General features: G+C 57.5%; 22 protein-coding genes. 6 read left to right on the top strand and 16 right to left on the bottom strand.

Going from position 1 to position 20946, the window contains the following annotated elements; all coding sequences use genetic code 11:
- Positions 1 to 30: 30 nt before the first annotated feature.
- The 4 genes from ACR0J0_RS02025 to ACR0J0_RS02040 all read right to left on the bottom strand — a co-directional run bounded on the left by ACR0J0_RS02025 (position 31) and on the right by ACR0J0_RS02040 (position 4565).
- Entirely contained in the window at positions 31 to 354 is a 324-nt protein-coding gene (locus tag ACR0J0_RS02025) for a hypothetical protein (RefSeq protein ID WP_480660925.1), read from the bottom strand.
- 133 nt (positions 355 to 487) lie between these two features.
- Positions 488 to 1180 carry a TylF/MycF/NovP-related O-methyltransferase gene (locus ACR0J0_RS02030; protein ID WP_480660927.1) on the bottom strand — a complete coding sequence of 231 codons (693 nt, stop codon included), beginning with the start codon at positions 1178 to 1180 and terminating at the stop codon, positions 488 to 490.
- A 154-nt stretch (positions 1181 to 1334) separates the two neighbouring features.
- Entirely contained in the window at positions 1335 to 3134 is a 1800-nt protein-coding gene (locus tag ACR0J0_RS02035; RefSeq protein WP_480661208.1) for an ABCB family ABC transporter ATP-binding protein/permease, read from the bottom strand.
- Positions 3135 to 3212: 78 nt separating this feature from the next.
- A complete protein-coding gene (locus ACR0J0_RS02040) occupies positions 3213 to 4565 on the bottom strand; it encodes a LysM peptidoglycan-binding domain-containing protein (protein WP_480660929.1) in 1353 nt (450 codons plus the stop codon).
- A gap of 126 nt (positions 4566 to 4691) precedes the next feature.
- Here ACR0J0_RS02040 and ACR0J0_RS02045 point away from each other — a divergent pair, with 126 nt between their 5' ends.
- Positions 4692 to 5243 carry an LOG family protein gene (locus ACR0J0_RS02045; RefSeq protein ID WP_480660931.1) on the top strand — a complete coding sequence of 184 codons (552 nt, stop codon included), beginning with the start codon at positions 4692 to 4694 and terminating at the stop codon, positions 5241 to 5243.
- A 50-nt stretch (positions 5244 to 5293) separates the two neighbouring features.
- Here the strand turns inward: ACR0J0_RS02045 and ACR0J0_RS02050 are convergent, their stop codons facing one another.
- The 3 genes from ACR0J0_RS02050 to ACR0J0_RS02060 all read right to left on the bottom strand — a co-directional run bounded on the left by ACR0J0_RS02050 (position 5294) and on the right by ACR0J0_RS02060 (position 7433).
- Positions 5294 to 5746 (bottom strand): baeRF12 domain-containing protein, encoded by a 453-nt coding sequence (locus tag ACR0J0_RS02050; RefSeq protein ID WP_480660933.1) that lies wholly within the window; start codon positions 5744 to 5746, stop codon positions 5294 to 5296.
- Positions 5747 to 6049: 303 nt separating this feature from the next.
- Positions 6050 to 6628, bottom strand: a complete 579-nt coding sequence (locus ACR0J0_RS02055; protein ID WP_480660935.1) for a hypothetical protein — start codon at positions 6626 to 6628, stop codon at positions 6050 to 6052.
- A 205-nt stretch (positions 6629 to 6833) separates the two neighbouring features.
- On the bottom strand, positions 6834 to 7433 hold the full coding sequence (locus ACR0J0_RS02060) for a superoxide dismutase (protein ID WP_480660937.1): 600 nt from the start codon (positions 7431 to 7433) through the stop codon (positions 6834 to 6836).
- A gap of 100 nt (positions 7434 to 7533) precedes the next feature.
- Between ACR0J0_RS02060 and ACR0J0_RS02065 the strand changes: the two genes are divergently transcribed.
- Positions 7534 to 8295, top strand: coding sequence for an FkbM family methyltransferase (locus ACR0J0_RS02065; protein WP_480660938.1), 762 nt, complete (start codon positions 7534 to 7536; stop codon positions 8293 to 8295).
- A 718-nt stretch (positions 8296 to 9013) separates the two neighbouring features.
- On the opposite strand, the gene ACR0J0_RS02070 is transcribed toward ACR0J0_RS02065, so the two are convergent.
- The 4 genes from ACR0J0_RS02070 to ACR0J0_RS02085 form a co-directional block, all read right to left on the bottom strand.
- Positions 9014 to 9580, bottom strand: coding sequence for a sarcosine oxidase subunit gamma (locus ACR0J0_RS02070; protein WP_480660940.1), 567 nt, complete (start codon positions 9578 to 9580; stop codon positions 9014 to 9016).
- Positions 9573 to 12587, bottom strand: coding sequence for a sarcosine oxidase subunit alpha family protein (locus tag ACR0J0_RS02075; protein ID WP_480660942.1), 3015 nt, complete (start codon positions 12585 to 12587; stop codon positions 9573 to 9575). Before ACR0J0_RS02075 ends, ACR0J0_RS02070 begins: the two co-directional genes overlap by 8 nt.
- Before the next feature lie 67 nt (positions 12588 to 12654).
- Positions 12655 to 12984, bottom strand: a complete 330-nt coding sequence (locus tag ACR0J0_RS02080) for a sarcosine oxidase subunit delta (RefSeq protein WP_480660944.1) — start codon at positions 12982 to 12984, stop codon at positions 12655 to 12657.
- Positions 12985 to 13060: 76 nt separating this feature from the next.
- Positions 13061 to 14305, bottom strand: a complete 1245-nt coding sequence (locus ACR0J0_RS02085; protein WP_480660945.1) for a sarcosine oxidase subunit beta family protein — start codon at positions 14303 to 14305, stop codon at positions 13061 to 13063.
- Between the two features lie 196 nt (positions 14306 to 14501).
- Here ACR0J0_RS02085 and ccmI point away from each other — a divergent pair, with 196 nt between their 5' ends.
- The 3 genes from ccmI to ACR0J0_RS02100 are packed head-to-tail and all read left to right on the top strand — an operon-like array spanning position 14502 to position 16441.
- The gene (gene ccmI, locus ACR0J0_RS02090; RefSeq protein WP_480660947.1) at positions 14502 to 15728 is read left to right on the top strand and encodes a c-type cytochrome biogenesis protein CcmI; all 1227 of its coding nucleotides are present in this window, start codon (positions 14502 to 14504) and stop codon (positions 15726 to 15728) included.
- Entirely contained in the window at positions 15725 to 16189 is a 465-nt protein-coding gene (gene ruvX / locus ACR0J0_RS02095; RefSeq protein ID WP_480660949.1) for a Holliday junction resolvase RuvX, read from the top strand. The genes ccmI and ruvX overlap by 4 nt, the downstream gene beginning before the upstream one ends.
- An 18-nt stretch (positions 16190 to 16207) precedes the next feature.
- Positions 16208 to 16441, top strand: a complete 234-nt coding sequence (locus ACR0J0_RS02100) for a DUF1289 domain-containing protein (protein WP_480660951.1) — start codon at positions 16208 to 16210, stop codon at positions 16439 to 16441.
- A 270-nt stretch (positions 16442 to 16711) separates the two neighbouring features.
- On the opposite strand, the gene ACR0J0_RS02105 is transcribed toward ACR0J0_RS02100, so the two are convergent.
- Genes ACR0J0_RS02105 through dusA form a run of 4 tightly spaced genes read right to left on the bottom strand, consistent with a single transcriptional unit; the run spans position 16712 to position 20114 of the window.
- A complete protein-coding gene (locus ACR0J0_RS02105; protein WP_480660953.1) occupies positions 16712 to 17440 on the bottom strand; it encodes a SpoIIAA family protein in 729 nt (242 codons plus the stop codon).
- 34 nt (positions 17441 to 17474) lie between these two features.
- Positions 17475 to 18257 carry a hypothetical protein gene (locus tag ACR0J0_RS02110; protein WP_480660955.1) on the bottom strand — a complete coding sequence of 261 codons (783 nt, stop codon included), beginning with the start codon at positions 18255 to 18257 and terminating at the stop codon, positions 17475 to 17477.
- Positions 18254 to 19078 (bottom strand): sulfite exporter TauE/SafE family protein, encoded by an 825-nt coding sequence (locus ACR0J0_RS02115; RefSeq protein ID WP_480660957.1) that lies wholly within the window; start codon positions 19076 to 19078, stop codon positions 18254 to 18256. Before ACR0J0_RS02115 ends, ACR0J0_RS02110 begins: the two co-directional genes overlap by 4 nt.
- A gap of 40 nt (positions 19079 to 19118) precedes the next feature.
- The gene (gene dusA / locus ACR0J0_RS02120) at positions 19119 to 20114 is read right to left on the bottom strand and encodes a tRNA dihydrouridine(20/20a) synthase DusA (RefSeq protein WP_480660959.1); all 996 of its coding nucleotides are present in this window, start codon (positions 20112 to 20114) and stop codon (positions 19119 to 19121) included.
- Positions 20115 to 20389: 275 nt separating this feature from the next.
- Here dusA and ACR0J0_RS02125 point away from each other — a divergent pair, with 275 nt between their 5' ends.
- The gene (locus ACR0J0_RS02125; RefSeq protein WP_480661218.1) at positions 20390 to 20674 is read left to right on the top strand and encodes a hypothetical protein; all 285 of its coding nucleotides are present in this window, start codon (positions 20390 to 20392) and stop codon (positions 20672 to 20674) included.
- Here ACR0J0_RS02125 and ACR0J0_RS02130 read toward each other — a convergent pair.
- Positions 20595 to 20915 (bottom strand): CBS domain-containing protein, encoded by a 321-nt coding sequence (locus tag ACR0J0_RS02130; protein ID WP_480660961.1) that lies wholly within the window; start codon positions 20913 to 20915, stop codon positions 20595 to 20597. The genes ACR0J0_RS02125 and ACR0J0_RS02130 overlap by 80 nt on opposite strands.
- Between the last annotated feature and the right edge of the window lie 31 nt (positions 20916 to 20946).

The raw sequence follows: 20946 nt of genomic DNA on the forward strand, positions 1-20946 counted from the left end.
CCGGGGTTCGCCATTTTTCTTTGCGCAGGATTAATCGGTGAACACGTATTCACCCAGATCACACAGATCCAGGCCATAGTCTTCGACCAAAGAACCATCGTGGAAAGCGCCACGAATGTCGTAGATGCATGTGGTCAACCCGTCCGCGATAACAACGTCGGCTTCGTAGTCGGGGGCGAGGTAGCCGCCGCGCAGCAGGTTGCCTTCCCAATCACTGGACGACGCGGGCGAGACATTGAACTCGACCAGATCCGCACTGGAGTCATTTACCACCAGAAATTCAAGATCATCGGCAAATGCCGAAGTCGCCATAAGTACAGTTGCGGTCAACGCTGCTGCTGCACGCATTTTCATCAGTTATTCCTTTGTTTAGGGTTCGGTCAAAGCACCAAGCACTATGCCTGTCGGTAAATTGTCATCAACGAAAATATTCGTCAAATTAATCTTGAGTGAACGAAGTCAGATTGCACTTTGTGTTGCCGGGAAATCAGATCTTTGTTCCGATGATCCCGCCATTCTCAAGCGTAAAGAAAAATGGGCGCTTGAAGTCAGAGTTTTCGAAGAACTCATCAGTCGCTTTTCGAGCACCACTCCAGTGCCCATAATCATCGACAATAATCACTCCCCCTGGTGACAACCGGGGATACAAGACCTCGAGTTCCAATTTTGTTGAATCATGCCAATCCGTATCCAAACGCAGGAACGAAATCTTTTCAGGCAAGTTTTCTTCCTGTCTCAGCGTCTCCAGGACGTCCCCCTTGCAGAACTGAAACATGTCGGGGGCAAGATCAAAGCCCGCCAAATTGGATTTTACTTCCTGCAGCGACGCCAGGCACCAATCGGACCCTTCTTCAGTTTTCTTGCGCTCGAATTCATCCAAGGCCGGTGCGCCGGCCTGATCGACATCATCCTGCGTCGGTGCCGTCATGCCCGTGAAGGTATCGAACAAATAACACTTCCGCGGGTCGTTCCGGTGTGTGAAAACTTTAGCCGCGATTGCCACATTGCCCCCGCGCCACACACCACATTCGACAAAGTCACCAGGTATCTTTTGTTTGACGACGTGAAGCGCGGACAGCGCAGTGGCAAATGCCGAGTGGCGACCAACCATAGTCATTTTTTCCCTGCACACGGCGCGCACCAATTGTGCCTCCGGTCTGGAAAGTTCTTTCCTATCCATGCAGATACTCGGCCCCAGAAGAAAACTGAAATTTCATCGGCCACGTGTATTTCGTCCCGAAACGCGCGTCAATTACGGGCACAGAGTAGTCGGTCTGATCTGCTAACCGTCCTCGGCCCGTGCGCCAAAAGACACAGTGAACATGGCCGACGGATCAGGCGGCATCAGCTTGCTGGCGGCTCCACAGTTGCGCGTACCGGCCTTCGCGTCTCAAAAGCTCGTCATGGGTGCCCTGCTCCAGAATCTCACCCTGTTCCAGCACCACGATCCGATCCGCCTCGGCAATGGTGCTGAGGCGATGGGCGATCGTCAGAACCGTACGCCCCTCACCTGCCCGCGCCAGAGCGTCCTTGATGTCCTGCTCGGTGTCCGTGTCCAGCGCCGAGGTCGCCTCGTCCAGCAACAGGATTGGCGGATTCTTCAGCAATGTGCGCGCGATTCCGACACGCTGCTTTTCACCGCCTGACAGTTTCAGGCCACGTTCCCCAACTTTGGTGTCGTAACCTTCGGGCAGCGTAACGATGAAATCGTGGATCTGAGCGGCCTTGGCTGCGGTTTCTACATCTTCCTGCGTAGCGCCGTCGCGGCCGTAGGCGATGTTGTAGCGGATGGTATCGTTGAACAGCACCGTGTCCTGCGGCACCACACCGATGGCTGCATGCAGGCTGTTCAGGGTGACATCGCGCACATCCTGCCCGTCGATTTTCAGAGCCCCACCGGTCACATCGTAGAACCGGAACAGCAGACGCCCGATAGTGGACTTACCCGACCCGGTCGCCCCAACTATCGCAACAGTCTGACCGGCTGGAACCGTAAGCGAGACACCTTTGAGGATCTCCCGATCCGCATCGTAGCCAAAGCGGACGTTGTCCAATGTCACTTCGCCGCCATTGACCACTAGATCAGGCGCGCCGGGCTTATCCTTGACCTCGGCAGGTTGCTCCAGAAGATCGAACATCTGCCCCATATCGACCAGCGACTGGCGAATTTCCCGATATACGGTGCCCAGAAAGTTCAGGGGCACGGTAATCTGGATCATATAAGCATTCACCATGACAAAATCGCCGACGGTCAGCGACCCGTTCTGCACGCCGATCGCAGCCAGCACCATCACCCCAATCAACCCGCAAGTGATCAGAAAAGACTGTCCAAAATTCAGGAAGGCCAGCGAATACGCCGTCTTCAGCGCGGCGCCGGCATAGGCTTTCATCGAAACGTCATACCGGTCAGCTTCGCGCTGTTCAGCATTGAAATACTTGACGGTTTCGAAATTCAGCAAACTGTCGATGGCGCGTTGATTGGCCTCGGTATCCTGATCGTTCATCTCACGCCGCAGCTTCACGCGCCATTCCGTCACTGCGAAGGTGAACCAGATGTACAACGCGATGGTGACCGCGACGACAACCAGATACCAGACATCGAACAGCCACATCAGGATGATCGCAACCAGCAGCAATTCCAGGATCAACGGTCCAATGGAGAACAGCAGAAACCGCAGCAGGAACTCCACACCTTTCACGCCGCGCTCAATGATCCGGCTGAGTCCGCCGGTCCGGCGCGTCACATGGTAACGCATAGACAACTGGTGAATGTGCTGGAACGTCTCAAGCGCCAATGCACGCAGCGCACGCTGCCCCACCGGGGCAAAAGCCGCGTCGCGCAGTTGCTGAAAGCCAACGGTCATCATCCGCGCGACGCCGTAGGCGACGGTCAGGCCCACCGCACCCAGAGCCAAAGGCGGAACACCTTCGCCCGCCAGACTGTCGACCGCGCCTTTGTAAAGGATGGGCGTATAAACCGCGATCAGCTTGGCCAACACCAACATGCCCATGGCCAGCACGACGCGTCGTTTCACCCACGGTTGATCCTCGGGCCACATATAAGGCGCGACCTTCCGGATCGTGCGCCAACCAGAGCGGCGTTCATCGGGCGTGGGCATATCGGCTGAGGTCATCGGCGCTGTTCGTCTCATCACGTACCTGATCTGCGGTCAGAGATAGGCCCTGGACCCCGCAAGGGCCAGAGGCAAAAATTATTCCGGGATTGTGAAAATCTGCCCTGGATAGATCAGGTCAGGGTCACGGATCGAATCCCGGTTGGCCTCGAAGAGCCTGACATAAAGGATGCCATCTCCGAAACGGTCACGGGAAATGGCCCATAGCGTGTCGCCTTCCTGTACGGTAACCGAACGGATCGGGGGCGTTTCCTGCTCGTCCTCTGACACATTTGTACCCTCAGCGGCGCGAAGAACCTCAAGCGGCTCGCGTTTGAACGGGGTTTCCAATCGACTGACGACTGTGCCATCCGAAGCAACCTCATCCACACGCAGGGTGTAAACGCCCGGGTCGATCCCTTCGAGCTCACTGCGCCACTTACCGTCATCGACAGGGGAAAGATCGGCGACCAGTTGATTATCCAGATACAGCCGCACTGCAGACCCGTCCGGCACCCGACCGGTAAGTTCCACGTCGCCAACGTCCGAATACCCGATCGTATCCAAAGCAACTTCGTCCGATGCGCCTTGCTCTGACGGTGGCTGTACCAGCTCGACCCCGTCTTCACCTGAACGCAGGATGGCAACCTGTTGGTTCTGTTCGGCTTCCTCTGCAACCTCATCAGCTGCTTGCTCTGCCTGATCTTCGGTCGGCTCTGGCGTTGCTTCCGCCGTCTCAACTTCAGTCTCGGGCGACGCGGTCGCATCAGCTGTGGCTTCCTGTGCGGAGGTTTCCTCATCACTCGCTTCAGATGCGTCAGCGGAAGGCGTAGTTTCAGCCGTTTCAGCGCTCGCAACGTCCTGAGTTTCCGGCTGCGGATCAGGCAGGGCGGCAATCAGGTAGTCGTCCGAACGCACGGGCTGACCCTCGTCAGCTGTCTCAAGCGTCAGTCCACGCGCGTCTTCCGAAAACGGGATGGAAAGGAATTCTGCAAACTGACCCGTATCATCGACGGTAAAGCTGTGAACCGGTTCTCCGTCCAGCAAGACGCGAACATCTGCGCCGGGCTCAGCGTTGCCCGACAGGACCGTATTGCCATCCGGCTCAACAAAGATCTGGTCCAGCGTCGGCGGCGTTGTCCCGGCATCGACCTCAGCTGTTTGTTCTGCCGCCGGTGCAGGCTCGGCACTGTCCTGATCGCTCGCTGTTTCGGTGGTTTCCGGTTCGGCGTCCGACTGCGCCTGATCCTCAGCCGCCGGAGAACTGGTCGGAGCCGGGCTGGCCACCTCCGAGGTCTGAACTGCCACATCCGATTGCGACGTCGCGTCTTGTGAGACGTTCCCGAAGATGCCGGACAGGTACAACCCACCTGCCCCAACCAAAGCAACGATGCCGGCGATCACCCCCCAGGTGAAAGTTCCGGAGCTTTCGCTTCCCGACTTGGAGTTCATTCTTTTCCTTTCGCTCCGCAGCGCAAGTGCTTTGAGTATAACACATTCTGCCTGACGGTTGAGCCAATCTATCAATCCCGCTATCACGGGTCAAAAGCCCAGACACAAGCCCGGAGAAGCCATCTTATGTCTCAGAAATCTGTCTGTGTGTACTGTGGGTCACGAAATGGCGCGAATTCCGCGTATTCCGAGGCCGCGCGCACGTTTGGAGAGTTGCTGGCCAAGGAGGGCTGGCGGCTGGTCTATGGCGCCGGGGATGTGGGCCTGATGGGTGAAGTTGCGCGATCAGCGCAGGCTGCTGGCGGAGAAACCTTTGGCGTGATCCCGGTGCACCTTGTGAAACGGGAGGTCGGCAAAACAGACCTGACGCATTTCGTCATTACCGAAACGATGCACGAACGCAAAAAGGTAATGATCATGAACGCCGACGCTGTCGTTGTGTTGCCCGGCGGACCTGGATCGCTGGACGAGTTGTTCGAGGCGCTGACATGGCGGCAGCTGGGCCTGCATGACAAACCCATTCTGGTCATGAATGTGGATGGCTATTGGGATGCGCTGCATGACTTGCTGCAGCAGGTCATCGGTCAGGGATTTGCGGAACAATCGCTATCAGAATTCATCACGTGGGTCGAAGATCCAAACACCGCAATGTCCACGCTGAGACAGGTGTTGACGTAATCGGGCAGAACAACGGGCGGTCAAAGCCGCCCGTCTTTTTTTGGCAAAACTCAAGTTGCGGGTGCCAGACGGTTTCTCAGCACCTGCTCGACCTTGTGAAGTGGGTGGTTGGTCAGGGTTTTGTCGACTTCGGCAATAACCTTGGCCAGCACTTCACTGTGCAACCGCCGACGCAACAGCCCCAGAACATGCGGGCTGGCCACCAGAACCAGTCGGTTATAGGCCCCTTTCAACCCTTTGCGGTTCAGAAGATTGGCAACATCCTGAACAAATAGGGATTTCGCATGGGTTTTCCATTTGTTTTCTTCGACCGCAGATTTCTGATTTGGCGCCGTGTCGAAACGACGGCCAGCCCGGTCAGAAGGCTTCGTGTTTGGTCCGTCGCTTTCTTCCACCGATACGACAACCAGATTTGGGTCTTCGGCGTCCGTGACGTTCTCCATGAACAGCGCCTTTTCCCCGTCGGCAATAACAACCCATGTTCCCTGTGCAAGTTCGACCATTGTGTTCTCCTGTAGTGGCGTTTTCTTAGCCATCCCTCATGCGTCAGACACACCTCACCCGAGACGCGCCGACGATGATCAGCGCGTTGCCTGACGGTTTTCTTAGTGGTTCGCGGCTCTCTCCCTCCGCCCACTTTAGCTAGGTATTGCCGGGCGGCGTACAATAGGTCTCAATTCGAAAGTTGACGTATCGGCAGGTTTTTTCCTGCGGTGGCTTCACGGGGTCATGTCAGCACTGTCAAACGGAACTTTTCGATGACGTCCACTATGCGGACAACGCTGCCGTTCAGTCGTGTAAATTTCCTACCCAGCGAAAGTACAAAACTCTGTTTGGTACTGGGTTAGAAGTGCCAACAGTTGGCGAGCTTGCGTTTCATCGGAGATCGAACCCATGGAAAAAAGCACAGATGAGACCGCTCGTTCGATTTCTACAATAGATGAGGGCTGTGTTCGACTTATCGGAGTGTAGGGAGGTAAGAAATGTAGTTCGAACATGGCTATCCCTTTTGAGGATTCATCTATATCAGCTTCGAACGAAAGCTCTTCACCAAGAGATACTGTCGGGCTAGGCACCAGCGTGCGACTGAGGTCAAAGGTGATTTCAGTTAGAATTTCCTCTATACCGCTTCGCTCATCAACGCTGGTACGTCTTGCAGTAATTTCGCAGCTCTGAACGCGCATCTCTTGCCGGAATATTCTAGAAGGATTGTGCTCTGACAAAGAGCCAATTTCTGTGTTGGAAAAGGCTTGCTGTGATGTTGTAGATACCCTCTCAATTTCTCCGGCAAGTAAATACTGATTTTCAGCATCTTGGGTATTTTCTGCGAAAGTGGCCGAACCAACGAGAACGAGAACAAGAGCTAAAACTTTGTTAGGTATCATTACTTTGCAATTTCCAATTCGAATGTTCATGCCAAGATAGAATTATATGCTGGTGCGTCAATCAGCTTCCGCTTTGGGCTCAAACCAGTCGTTCGATGTCGGGTGCAAACACAAAATCGGTACTGGAGTAACGCTCCGCCAAACACAAAAAGGCCTGCCGGCGTCTCCACCAGCAGGCCCTTGATTAACCCCACGGGGTCAATGATCACATGCGCGATGCAACGTTTTCCCAGTTCACCAGGTTGTCGAGGAAGTTCGACAGGTACGCCGGGCGCTTATTGCGGAAGTCGATGTAGTACGAATGCTCCCACACGTCGCAACCCAGCAGAGCGGTTTGGTCAAAGCACAGCGGGTTCACGCCGTTCTCGGTCTTGGTCACGGCCAGCGAGCCGTCTGCGTTCTTGACCAGCCACGCCCAGCCCGAACCGAACTGACCGGCGCCAGCGGCGCTGAACTGCGACTTGAACTCGTCAACCGAGCCAAAGCTTTCGGTCAGCGCTTTTTCCAGCTCACCGGGCATGGCGTTGCCACCGGGGCCCATCATTTCCCAAAACTGGTTGTGGTTCCACAGCTGGCTGATGTTGTTGAAGATGCCATTCTGGGCGACAGCGTTCGCGTCGTAGGTGCCAACGATGATCTCTTCCAGCGACTTGCCGTCCCACTCGGTTCCGGCGATCAGCTTGTTGCCGTTGTCGACATAGGCCTTGTGGTGCAGGTCGTGGTGATATTCCAACGTTTCCGCGGACATACCCTTGGCTGCCAGCGCGTCATGTGCATAAGGAAGATCAGGAAGTTCAAAAGCCATGTCGGCCCCCTGTTTAAATGTAAGTTGCGGTTCCCAAGGTTAAATGCTTTGGCAACCGCCGCAGGTCAAGAGCCGAGACAAGAAAACCCGGAGGCAGGCGATGCTGACCAAGGCGCGCAAAATGTTTTACCGCGCCCGCGGATACTATGCGGGCAACCTGAATGGCGAGCCATTCCGCCTGGACCCCTACCATTCGAAGTTCTGGCGCAAGGCGTCCGCGGGTAATTGGGAGCCCGAAACCTTCGCGATTCTGGACCAATTCCTGTCGCCCGACCGCGACTATCTGGATATCGGAGCGTGGATTGGCCCCACGGTTCTTTACGGGGCTCGCAAGGCACGGCATGTTTGGTGTTTTGAGCCCGATCCGACGGCATATCGGCATCTGGCCTGGAACCTGGATCTTAACGATATCGAAAACGTCTCGGCGTTCGGCGTCGCATTGTCGGATCAGTTTGGCGTCGCCCGCATGGCGTCGGTGCGCGGAGAGCCCGGAGACTCCACTAGCTCGCTCCTGCATGACGGCACCCACGGCAACGACGCACTGACGATCGCATGGGATCAGTTCGAAGCGGCGAATGAGCTGTCGAATGTTTCAATCGTCAAAATGGACATTGAGGGAGCGGAATTCTTTGTTTTGCCGACCTTGCTGCCGTGGTTGAAGAAAATCCGCCCTGCTTTGTACCTGTCGCTCCACGCCCCCTTGCTTGCAGAAGAAGAGCGGTTAACCCATATGTCCATACTGCTGGAAAGTTTGTCTTTTTACTCCAAAATCCACGATGCCAAAGGGCAACTTCTGGATATCGGCGATGTAATGAGCGCAGCGAACATGGCGCGGTATCATACTCTTCTTTTCACCGAGTAGAGTGCGACACTGCAACTTCCCGAATTAGCTGTAGTTATCTTGAAAAAACGAAAATACCTGCTGAGTTTCGTCTACGGATAAATAGTAGGAAACCTCATGAAATCGTTTTTTTAGCCGCTGTCGCAGGGGTTCTCACCGCGCAAACAGCATTTGCGTCGGCCGCAAGCTACGAATGCCAGATGACCAAAACAGATAGCAGAGGATGGATCTGCGCCACAGTACGCGTTTCAGATCGACTCTGAAGACGGGCCGGCGCTGGTTGCTGACAAACCGGAATGGGTCAAAACGCGTTAGCATTGTCATTCGGACCGCAAGTTGCGGCTTCTGAAACGCTCATCTACGAGTGCCAGATCGCCAATCAAAGCAGCCGTGGGTGGGTCGCCCGCAGTAATCCTTAAGGATCGAAACCGGTTCGAACAAAGCGAAATACGCGGCCGTTGGACAAAGCCATGCGCCCAGCAAGCTCAGGGTCGACGCAAAAGGCCGCAATCGTATGCGGTGGCAAGAAAAGCCAAAGGCCGCAAATGGTCAAAAATTTTTGGAGAGACTGCTTCGCCAAACTTGACCCAAAGAAGGCCACCATTGAGTTGCGCGGCGCATTCGTTCAACGCTGGATCAAAAAACCTCCTGCAACGACCGGAACATGCCTTCTCAAAAAGAGTTAACTCGAAATACCGAAAGCCCCAATCCCTTGGGGCTTTCGATTATCACTTGTAGATCAGTAAACCCCGACTTCACTGCCCGGCTGCGCCGCAACCTTGAGCAGTTTGAACACATAATCCGCAGCAGACCGGAAACAGACTACACGGAAGGTTTCTGCGTCATCCATCCAGAATGCGCCCGCCACCTGCGCAAGGCGCGAGCGGCGGATCTGGCCGGGTTGGAACGCCTCGGCCGACAACTCAACCGGAGCCAGCTTGCCCAGCACTTCACGCGCGTTCGCGCCAGAGATGCGGAAAACCGCCCGCGCGTCCGAAACGTTGACTGCTAAAGCATGCGTGCCGCTTAGCGCGTTGGTCATCGCGGCCAGTTTGGCCTCGACCTCGGCATAAGGCACCAGGACCAGCAATTCGTCGGTAGACATCCAGCAGACGCCAGTATCACCGTTGACCAGAGCTTCGCGCTGACTGGGCACGTTCTGACCGGTAGCGTCCTTGACGGCCTTGGCCAGCACCCTGTCGGACAGCTCGCCCCGCAGGGTGATCATACCCTGCAGGCCGGTTTCCTCAACCTTGGCGATGCCGTCATAGCTGGCGTGGTTCAGTGCGCTGATGGGTTCAGACATTCTGCTTCTCCCCGTCCTTGTCGAAGAAGATCGGGTCCACGATCTTAGCTTTGTAGGTTTTGCCGTCGGTGCCCGGGAATTCAACGATCTCGCCCATCCGGTCCGGACCGTGCTTGATCAGGCCCATCGCGATGCCCTTGCCCAGATTGGCCGAATAGTAAGTCGACGTCACACGGCCGATCATGTTGCGCTGACCGTTGGCGTTGACGCCCTCGCCGACTGCGTAAGCTCCGTCGGGGATGACAGAACCATCCACAGTCTCGAGACCGACCAGTTTCCAACGCTCGGGATCTGCCATGTGGCTGCGCGAATGGGCGCGTTTTCCGAGGTAGTCCTCTTTCTTTTTCGAGAGCGCCCAATGCAGCCCCAGATCCTGCGGGATCACGGTGCCGTCGGTTTCGTCCCCGATCATGATAAAGCCCTTCTCGGCCCGCAGGATGTGCAGACATTCGGTGCCGTAAGGCATGACTCCGAACTCTTTACCTGCCTCCATCAGCGCATCCCAGAAAGCCTGACCCTGGCTGGCAGGAACAGCGATTTCATAAGACAGCTCACCCGAGAACGAGATACGGTATGCACGGCAATCGAACTCACCGATCTTGCCGTCCCGCCATTCCATGAACGGCAGCGCCTCTTTGCTGACATCCATGCCACCCAGCTTTTCCAACACCTTGCGGGCGTTGGGGCCGACCACGGCGACCTGAGCGTATTGCTCGGTCACGTTGGCGACGTAGACTTTCCAGTCCCACCACTCGGTCTGCAGCCACTCTTCCATATGGCCGTGGATACGTTCTGCTCCGCCGGTGGTTGTGTGACACAGCCAGGTGTCCTCGTCGATACGAGCAACAACGCCGTCGTCGATCAGGAAGCCGTTTTCCGAGCACATCAGGCCATAGCGACATTTGCCGACTTTCAGCGTGGACATCATGTTGGTGTACATCATGTCGAGGAACTTGCCGGCGTCCGGGCCTTTGACGATCAGTTTACCCAGTGTCGACGCGTCCAGCAGGCCGAGGTTTTCCCGAGTGTTTTTGACCTCGCGGTTCACCGCGTCATGCACGGATTCACCCGGGCGCACATAGGCATAGGTCCGGCGCCAGTGGCCGACCGGCTCCCAGTCCGCGCCGTTCTTGTCGTGCCAGTCGTGCATCGGAGTTTGACGGATCGGCTGGAACACCTCACCGCGCGCTTCGCCACCGATGGCCGCCAGCGAAATCGGAGTGTATGGCGGGCGGAAAGTGGTAGTGCCGACCTTCGGAATTTCCGATTCCAGCGCATCAGCAAGGATCGCCAAGCCATTGATGTTGCTTAGCTTACCCTGATCGGTCGCCATACCCAGCGTGGTGTAACGCTTGGTGTGCTCAACGCTTTCATACCCTTCGCGCGCAGCCAGTTGAACGTCCGATACTTTGACGTCGTTCTGGAAATCGAGCCAGGATTTCATGCGCAACTGGACTTCGGCATTGGCTGGCATGAGCCAAACGGCTTCCATCGGGGCTTCTGCCGTCGTTTCACCAACAGGCGCCTTGGTATTCTTGGGCTTGAAACCCGCAGCCTTCGCCGCAGCTTTTCCTGCCGCCTGCGCGTCGGTCAGAACGTCAGCCAACGCCAGCGGACCGTTCGACGAACCAGCGGCCAGAACAAACCCTTCGCCATTGGCACCCAAGGGCGGACGCGACGGGTCGGGACGGAAATGGGCATTGGCCTCATCCCAGATCAGCTTGCCGCCGCAATGCGACCACATATGAACGACCGGAGACCAGCCGCCCGACATGGCAACCGCATCGCACTCAACTTCCTCGCGAGCGCCACCGACGCCTTCCTGATTGCACAGGGCGACCTTCTTGACGCGCTTGCCACCTTTGACCTTTGCAATGGCCTTACCGGGGTCAACACGGATGCCAAGCTGACGCGCCTCTTCGGCCAGAGGACCAGCTGCGGCACGGGCATCGACCACGCGAATTACGTCTACACCGGCTTGTTTCAGGATGATTGCGGTGCGGTACGCATCATCGTTGTTGGTGGCAACGATCACTTTTTCGCCCGGCGCCACACCCCAGTTCACGACGTAGTCGCGCATCGCCGAGGCCAGCATCACACCCGGCACATCGTTGCCTGCAAAGGAAAGCGGACGTTCGATGGCACCGGTGGCAGTAACGACCTGCTTGGCACGAATGCGCCACAGGCGGTGACGCGGGCCTTGTGTGCCCGGTTTGTGGTCGGTCAGACGCTCATACCCCAGAACATAGCCGTGGTCATAGACACCAGCGCCCATGCAGCGATTGCGCATGGTGACGTTGTCTATTGTTACCAATTCGGAAACCAATTGTTCCACGAACTTATCCACAGGTTCGCCGTCGATGGTGCCCCCATCAACCGGAGCACGCCCGCCCCAATGGGCGGTCTGCTCGATCAGCATAACCTTGGCACCGGACTGCGCCGCTGCTTTGGCTGCCTGCAGACCGGCAACACCGCCACCGATCACCAGTACATCGGTGAAGGCGTAGAAGTGTTCGTAGGTGTCCGCATCGCGCGAGTCCTTGTCAGGCGCTTTGCCCAAACCGGCGGACTGACGGATAATCGGCTCGTAAACGTGCTTCCAGAACGGTTTCGGATGGATGAACGTCTTGTAGTAGAAACCGGCCGGCAGGAACCGGGCGAAAGCGGTGTTCACGGCACCGATGTCGAACTCGAGGTTCGGCCAGTGGTTCTGCGACACTGAGGTCAGGCCATTGAATAGCTCGGTCGTGGTGGCGCGCTGGTTGGGCTCGAACCGGTTGCCCTGCCCCAGACCGACCAGAGCGTTCGGCTCTTCCGCGCCGCTGGCGACAACGCCGCGCGGACGGTGGTATTTGAACGACCGGCCCATCATCATCTGGTCATTGGCCAGCAGAGCCGAGGCAAGCGTGTCGCCCTCGTAGCCCTGCATCGAGGTGCCGTTGAAGGTGAAGGTGACCTGTTTCGACCGGTCAATCAGCCGGCCTTGTTTTGCGAGACGGGTGCTCATGTTGCGGACCTTTCGCAGGTGGAGGTGTGGGAGCCTCCGGCGGGAGTATTTTTGAAAAGATGAAGCATCAGGAGAACTCTCTCCACGTCCATCCCGGACGTTTGGCAGAGATTGCGTCCTTGATCTCTTGCGGCGGCTCGGTGGTCTGGGCGGAATAGGTTCCAAACACTTCGAGCGTCTGAGTGCAGCGCGCGGCATGGAACCACTTGCCGCAGCCATTGCTGTGGCGCCAGCGTTCGAAATGAACGCCCTTGGGGTTTTCGCGCATGAACAGGTAGTCGTGGAATTCATCATCCGACGATCCGGGGCCATAGCGCTTCAGATGCGCCTCGCCACCGGCGGCCAGTTCAGTTTCTTCGGCATCGACGCCGCAATAGGGACAGTTCAGGATCAGCATGTGATCATCCTTTTGGCGGTTGGTCGGCACTGTGGCCGACCAGAATTCTGTTATCGGGCAACTTTGGGCCGAGCCCTTAGTGTGCCACCCCGGCGGCGACGCTTTCGTCGATGAAGCGGCCCTCTTTGAACCGGTCCAGCGAGAAGGCTTCTGTCAGCGGTGAATGGCCCGTGGCCATCAGCTGCGCCATACCCCAGCCCGAGCCAGGGATGGCCTTGAAGCCACCAGTGCCCCATCCACCGTTGATAAAGCAGCCTTGTAGCGGCGTCTTTGACAGGATGGGCGAGCGGTCGCCGGTCATGTCCACGATCCCGCCCCACTGCCGCAGCATCTTCAGGCGCGAGATCATCGGGAAGGTCTCGACCAGCGCGCGGACCGTTTCCTCGATATGGTGAAACGAACCGCGCTGAGTGAAGTTGTTAAACCCGTCAGTCCCGCCGCCAATCACCATCTCGCCCTTGTCGGATTGCGACATGTAGCCGTGCACGGTGTTGGCCATCACCACAACGTCCATGCAGGGTTTGATCGGCTCGGAAACCAGCGCCTGCAGCGCAATCGCCTCCAGCGGCAGGCGGAAGCCTGCCATTTCGGCCAACTGACCGGAGTGACCCGCCACGACGATGCCCAGCTTGTCACAGTCGATTGCGCCCTTGGTGGTGTCAACGCCGACAACGCGTCCATTGTCAGACCGTACGCCGGTTACTTCGCACTGCTGTATAATGTCCATACCCATCGCCGAGCACGCCCGGGCATAGCCCCAGGCCACCGCGTCGTGGCGCGCGGTGCCACCGCGTTCCTGCCACAGCGCGCCCAATACCGGATAACGCGGACCGTCGATGTTGATGATCGGCACCAGCTGTTTGACGCGCTCGGGACCGATCCACTCGGTCTTTACGCCCTGTAGTGCGTTTGCATGCGCCGTGCGCTGATAGCCGCGAATCTCATGCTGTGTCTGGGCCAGCATCATGACGCCGCGCGGGCTGAACATGATGTTGTAGTTCAGGTCCTGACTCAGGTCTTCGTAAAGGCTACGCGCTTTTTCATAGATCGCTGCCGACGGGTCCTGCAGATAGTTCGAGCGGATAATGGTCGTGTTCCGGCCGGTGTTGCCACCGCCCAGCCAGCCCTTTTCGATCACGGCGACATTCTGGATGCCGTAGTTCTTACCCAAGTAATACGCGGTGGCCAAACCATGGCCGCCAGCACCGACAATGATGACGTCGTATTTCTTCTTGGGCTCGGGCGAACGCCAGGCGCGTTCCCATCCGGTGTGATAGCGCAGCGCTTCGCGCGCTACAGCAAAGGCTGAATAGTGTTTCATAGGCGAATCCATCCGGTTCGGTGATTGGGCGAAGATATGCCGTGTAACGATACTAAGCCCCTGCCGCGCAACGCCGTAATATCGCACTATTGCGACATAGGCTCCATTATTGCGACATGAAGGTGCCCAGCGGCCATTTGTCCCTTTTTTCGGCCCGCCGAGAGGTCTAAGTCAGGGCAGCCATATCGGAGAAGCCATGACATTCTGGGCCCTGATCATTTTAACCGCACTGGTGACGGCAGTGTTCCTGGGATTTTCCATGCTGCGGGGGCGCGACACACGCGAACCAGCTGCGGCCTATGACCTGCGCGTTTATCGCGAACAACTGGCGGGCGTGGACAAGGATCTGGCCCGTGGCGTTATCGGTGAAGCAGATGCCGAGCGCGTGCGAACAGAAATCTCGCGACGCATTCTGGCGGCGGACGCCCAGATGCAAGCACAGGGGAAACAGGTCGGACCACCGCGCTGGGTTTCGGTCACGGCAATCGCTGCGGTTGGCCTTATTCTGGTTGGCGGCGCTTCCTGGATGTATGATCGGATGGGTGCGGCGGGACTTCCGGACCAGCCCCTATCGCTCAGGCTTGAGATGGCTGAAACCCTGCGCGCAGAACGCCCCAGTCAGGTTGAATTCGAAGCGACCGCGACACCAGCGCCCCAACCTGAGCTGGAAGAGAGTTATGCAACTCTGTTGAAGCAATTGCGGGAAACCGTGGCTGCGCGTCCCGACGACCTGCAAGGCCATATTTTACTGGCCCAACACGAGGCGAACGCGGGCAACTTTGTGGCGGCTTACGTGGCGCAGCAACGTGTGATTGAGCTGTCCGGCGACACCGTTCCCGCAGATGCCTATTCGCACTTGGCCGAGATGATGATTTTGGCCGCAGGCGGATATGTTTCCCCTGAAGCCGAAGAGGCGCTGAGACAAGCTCTGCAGAGCGATCCGCGCCATGGACCCGCCCTGTATTATCTGGGACAGATGATGGTTCAGGTTGGACGCCCCGACATCGGATATCGCATCTGGGTCGACGCGCTGCGCAATGCGCCTTCCGGCGCGCCATGGGCAGAGGCGATCTATGCGCAATTGGATGAGCTGGCCTTCCGGGCTGGCGTTTTCAACGCGCCCGAGGTTCAGGCTCCTGCGGCATCCGGCCCCAGTCAGGACGATGTTGAGGCCGCCGCCGCGCTGACCCCGGAAGAACGCCAGGAAATGATCCTTAGCATGGTCAATCAGCTCTCGGACCGGCTGGCCAGCGAAGGCGGCGCGCCCGAAGATTGGGCTCGGCTAATCGCCGCTCTCGGCGTTCTAGGTGAAGGGCAGCGCGCCATCGACATCAAAAACGAAGCCATGGAAGTATTCGCCGGAAATGCCGAGGCGCTTGAAATGATCGACGCCGCCGCGTTGCAGGCCGGAATCGCCCAATGATCCTTGACGAGTTCGAAGATTTTGCGGCCACGCTCGCGCCCATGACTGCCCTGATGGGGTTGGATTTGGGTGAAAAGACCATTGGCGTGGCTGTCTCGGACCGGATGCGCGCCGTGGCGAGCCCGCTTGAAACAGTTCGGCGCAAGAAATTCACGCTGGATTCAGCCAGGTTACTGGACATTATTGCCGACCGGGAAATTGGCGGTGTCATTCTCGGTTTGCCGAAAAACATGGACGGCACCGAAGGTCCCCGCTGCCAATCAACCCGTGCTTTTGCCCGAAACCTGTCCCGCCTGACCGAGGTTCCCATCGGATTTTGGGACGAACGACTCAGCACAGTAGCGGCAGAAAAGGCACTGCTTGAGGCGGATACGACACGAAAACGTCGCGGACAGGTTATCGATCACGTCGCGGCTGGCTATATTCTGCAAGGAGCGCTGGACAGGCTGCGCTTTCTTTAGTGGCAACGGGGTACACCGATGACAAACATGGTCTGGAAAAGGAACGAGGTCGAAAGCCCTTGCATCCAGATATGCGTCGTGCACCCGACAGAACGCATCTGCACCGGTTGCTATCGCACCATCGACGAGATTACGCGCTGGTCGAAAATGGACAGCACCGAGCGTGCTGAGGTCATGGAAGATCTACCAGCCCGCAAGCCCCGTCTGGCCAAACGGCGCGGCGGACGCGCTGCCCGCGTGAACAATTCCTGAATTTCGTTCTGAGCCGGGTTCCGTGAATCCGCGCCGCTGCAGGTTGGTCTGAACTCCGAGGGGGATTAAGTTCGAAGACATCCGGTAAGTGAGTGGCAACCCACAGCGGCGCTCTTCAGCATAAGTGTTCTTCCGAAGTGGTTTTCGCGGACGAACAGGGCCACTCTAAGCGTTTTTTGACCAACCAATCAAGAAAAACTGAGCGTTCGCAAACCTGACTTTACGTAAAAGTAAAGCCAGGTCGCATTTGCGGCCTTCAAACCGAAGCCCCTAGCCCGCTGCCAGCCAGGATTTAGCGTTTTCAAATTCCTCTGACGGAAAAAACTGCGTCCGTGCGCCAAGGACATGGCTTGCAATTCGCTGAGCCAAATGCTGCCAGGCCTTGTCCCCCACAATTGCCGCACGATCCAGCATTCCGATATGTCCCCGAGCCAACCGGAAATGTGCGGCCATGGCCGTCAAACCCTGCCAGCCATCAAACTCGCGCAGATCAATCAGAAGGCGGAACCCGTCCTTCGAGGCCAAGACCGCATCAAGATCCAGCTCTGCCTGTTTGTATTCTTCAGGGTCCAGTTTCCCCATCAGGCTGATCTGCACACAGGGACCGCCCAGATCGGTCACATGAATCGCTCCGAGCGACTCGCGCATCCAGCGGCGCGCGGCTTCGACCTCGGACAGCTCGAACACATGAACAGGGCATGGCAGGATCGGTGCCGCCAGTCGGATACTGGTTTGCACCCAGCTCTGATCGGCGGCGACGGCAATGCGGTCGAACCCGCGCCAATGGCTGAGGCCAAGTTTCGTGTCAGACCAGGCCGCCCCAAGGTCGTACCCTTTGAATTCCGGCTGAACGATGGCCAACAAACGTACCGAGTCATGCTCGGCCAGGGCTGCCTCGATTGCGGGAACTAACGTCTCGCTGTAATCGGCGCTGGTCACTTCGCCTGACAGCTCGACTTCGATCTGAGCACCTTCAGAATCCGTGTGGACCGTAATCATCGAAAAACCTCCAAACCTGAATAATGGCAACACGTTAGGAGGATTCGATCCACTCGGCTACTCCCCCGGCGCATTCGGGGCGGAAATAGGCGATCATCCGTCCATCGGCCCCGGCAGTGGCCCCGTCGCCCCAAGGCGCGACGCCGTGCAGACAGTGGCGGTGCAACAGGTAAGCCTCGCCCGGCTTTGCCGGGAGTTCGATGCGGGCGCAGGATTCAAACACCTCACGACGGGCGGTCTGATATATTTCGGTGATGTCCATTTGGTGAAGGGTGTCTTTGGGCTGACCCTCCATCGCGCGCGCGAAAGCGGCGCCCAGGATCTTGTGGCTTCCTTCCCAAAGAACCATCGGCGCGGCGTCCGCACTGGCCTCAGTCAGCGGGATACCCAGAATCCAGGCGTGCGGCTCATCCACCCGGCGGCGTCGATCCGGCCCCATGGGGCGCAACCCATCCACATGTGCCGCGTCACGGTTCCGTCTGTATCTGCTGGCTGCCTCGCCCTCACCACGACGAGGGCGGGGATACCCGGGATAGACAACCGAGACCTGTCCCTTATGCAGCGGTAAACGCCCATAGTGTTCGGCAATGAAGTCCATGGCCTGCCCGGCCAAAGGCGCAGAGCCCGCCACCCTGCCCTCCGCATCATTGTCCAGTGCATCAACGCCGATAAACCACGTTCCTTCGCAGTCCATCCATTCAGCAAAGGCCGTATCTGTGACCGAGGCACGAGCCGAGGGCAACGCATGCTCTATCCACTCGGCTAACGTCGGATCATGTGGGAACCGGACCCACCCTTTTTCCCAAAAACCGGTCAAAAGCCCAACGCCTTACGCAGCATGTTCAATGCAACCAACGTCAGGAACACGGCAAAGACACGTTTCAAAGGCTTAGGATCCATCGCATGGGCCAGTTTTACGCCCCACGGAGCGGTGATCATCGTCATGGCGACGACAATTGCAAAGGCAATCAGGTTGACGGCTCCGATCGTATACGGCGGCCGATGCTCAGGCGCGATATCCAGAAACAAAAATCCGATAACCGAAGGTACCGCAATGATCACGCCAAAACCGGCAGCCGTAGCAACCGCCCGATGAATGGGAGTGTGGTACAGGCTCATCAACGGCACACCAAAGCTGCCGCCGCCGATCCCCATCAGGACGGATAGAAACCCGACCGAGGGCGACAGGATCGCACGCTTGAGTCCCTTGGGCATGGCATCGCCAAGCCGCCATTCCGACTTGCCCAATCCAAGATATGCACCAATCACCATTCCCAGCAGGCCAAACAGGGCTTGCAGAGCCTCGGTCCGCAGGGCCGAGGCAACCAGCACACCCAAGATGGCCCCGACAGCGATACCGGGCCCCCAGCCTCGCAGGATATCCCAATCGACCGCGCCCTTCTTGTTATGTGCCAAAACCGAACGCAGGGAGGTCACGATGATCGTTGCCAGAGATGTTGCAAGACACAGCTGCATCAGTTGCGGGCCGCCATATCCAAGCGTTTGAAACGCATAGAAAAATGCAGGCACCAGAACGATGCCGCCACCGACACCCAGCAACCCGGCCAGCACACCGGCCAGCGCTCCGATCGCAAGCAAAAGGCCCAGCATCTGGGCCAGCAACATCGTCTCGGGCATCATCCCCCCAAACCGGCCTTTTGGCCGTATCGAATTCCAGTCAAACCTCTGCCAAAGGCGCAACGCTGTCCAGAGCCTGCAGCATCACTTCGGGGCCAGCACCTTCGTGAACCGCCCCCTCGGACAAATAACGCCGCCAGGCACGAGCGCCGGGGCGACCGGCAAATAGGCCCAGCATGTGACGGGTGATCTGGTGCAAGCGCCCGCCTTCGGCAAGGTGCTGTTCGACATAGGGCACCATTTTTTGAACGACATCAATCGGATCGGCCGCATACCCGGCGCCAAAAATCAGCGAGTCTGCGCCAGCCAGAATATCAGTCGGCTGGTGATAGGCCGCCCGTCCTATCATGACGCCATCCAACCCGGCCTCAAGATGCGCGCGCGCCTGATCCAGGGACGTTATGCCGCCGTTGATTGAGATATGCAGATCCGGAAATGCACCCTTCATCCGGTGGACAAGGTCGTAATCCAGTGGCGGGATATCTCGGTTTTCCTTGGGGCTCAGCCCCTGCAGCCACGCCTTGCGCGCGTGGATTGTCACGCGATGGCACCCGACTGCGCGAATGGCCTGCAGGAAGTCTGGCAAGACCTTTTCGGGATCCTGTTCATCAACGCCGATGCGACACTTTACGGTTACCTCAACATCGACTGTGTCCCGCATGGCGGCGACGCACTCGGCCACGCGCCCCGGATCTTTCATCAACACCGCGCCGAATGTGCCGGACTGCACTCGGTCTGACGGGCACCCGCAGTTCAGGTTGATCTCATCATACCCCGCGTCCGCTCCAAGCCGTGCCGCCTGCGCAAGTTCCTGAGGATCTGAACCGCCTAATTGCAGAGCAACAGGATGTTCCTGTGGGCTATAGTCCAGCAAATGCAAAGCTCCACCACGCACAAGCGCCGGGGCGGTTACCATTTCCGTGTACAACAGCGTTTCCTGGCTAAGCAGTCTGTGCAGGAACCGGCAATGCCGATCCGTCCAATCCATCATGGGTGCCACGCTTAAACGCGCTGCTTTTTGTGCGTTATTCTTCAAAGCGCTAACTCCATTTATCTCCAAACTTCGCGTAGCACGACTTCTCCTGATTTCACCGTATTTCCGGGGGTTTTCGGAGGTTCTCGATTCGAGCGTGCTACGGTGTAGCACATCCAAAGCATACAAACAGTGGCCCAAATGCATCTGGTTTCTGGTCCGGGCACCGCGGTTCCATTTTCTGTGTTTCCCTCGGAATTCCGCTATCAAACCCCGGAATGTTTTTCGTGCGACCGAACCGAATTCCCTATCATCGAAAGCAAGATGGGACGAATTCCATGACTACTATCAAGAACAGCACAACGGATGTACTCGCAGCGATTACTGCCCAGAATCTCTTCCACCGCTCCCCTTCTCAAGCTACAGCTGTGACTGCTGCTGGGGTTTCAGAAAACACCCTGCCGGTTTCGTCGGCCGAGCAGAAAAAAAGAAACCTCGCAAGGAGACCCAGAGAAAAATTCAAGGAGCAGAACATCACCCGATTTAAAGATAAGAATAGAAAGTTCTCCTACCGGGTACAAATCCGCAAGCGTGCGGATGGCAATGACCAGTCGCACATGTGATTGGTTTCTCTGTCATCCAGTCATCCACGGTTTGCTCGTAAAAGGAGGTCCCTGAATCCGCGAGACATAGCAACACAGCGTGATCCGTGATGATCCCGACCAACTTCTCATCCTTAAGCACGGCGAGGGCATTCACTTCCAAAAGTGCAATTGTGACCGCTGCTTCGAATACGGTTGTGTCAGCGTCGCAGAAAGGGCGATTTTTTAGATTCTGTGCTTCGACAATACTTGAGATCGTCATTCTTTGCCCCTCGTGAGAAGGCGCCCGACCA

This window comes from Ruegeria sp. BF12 (assembly GCF_056538705.1).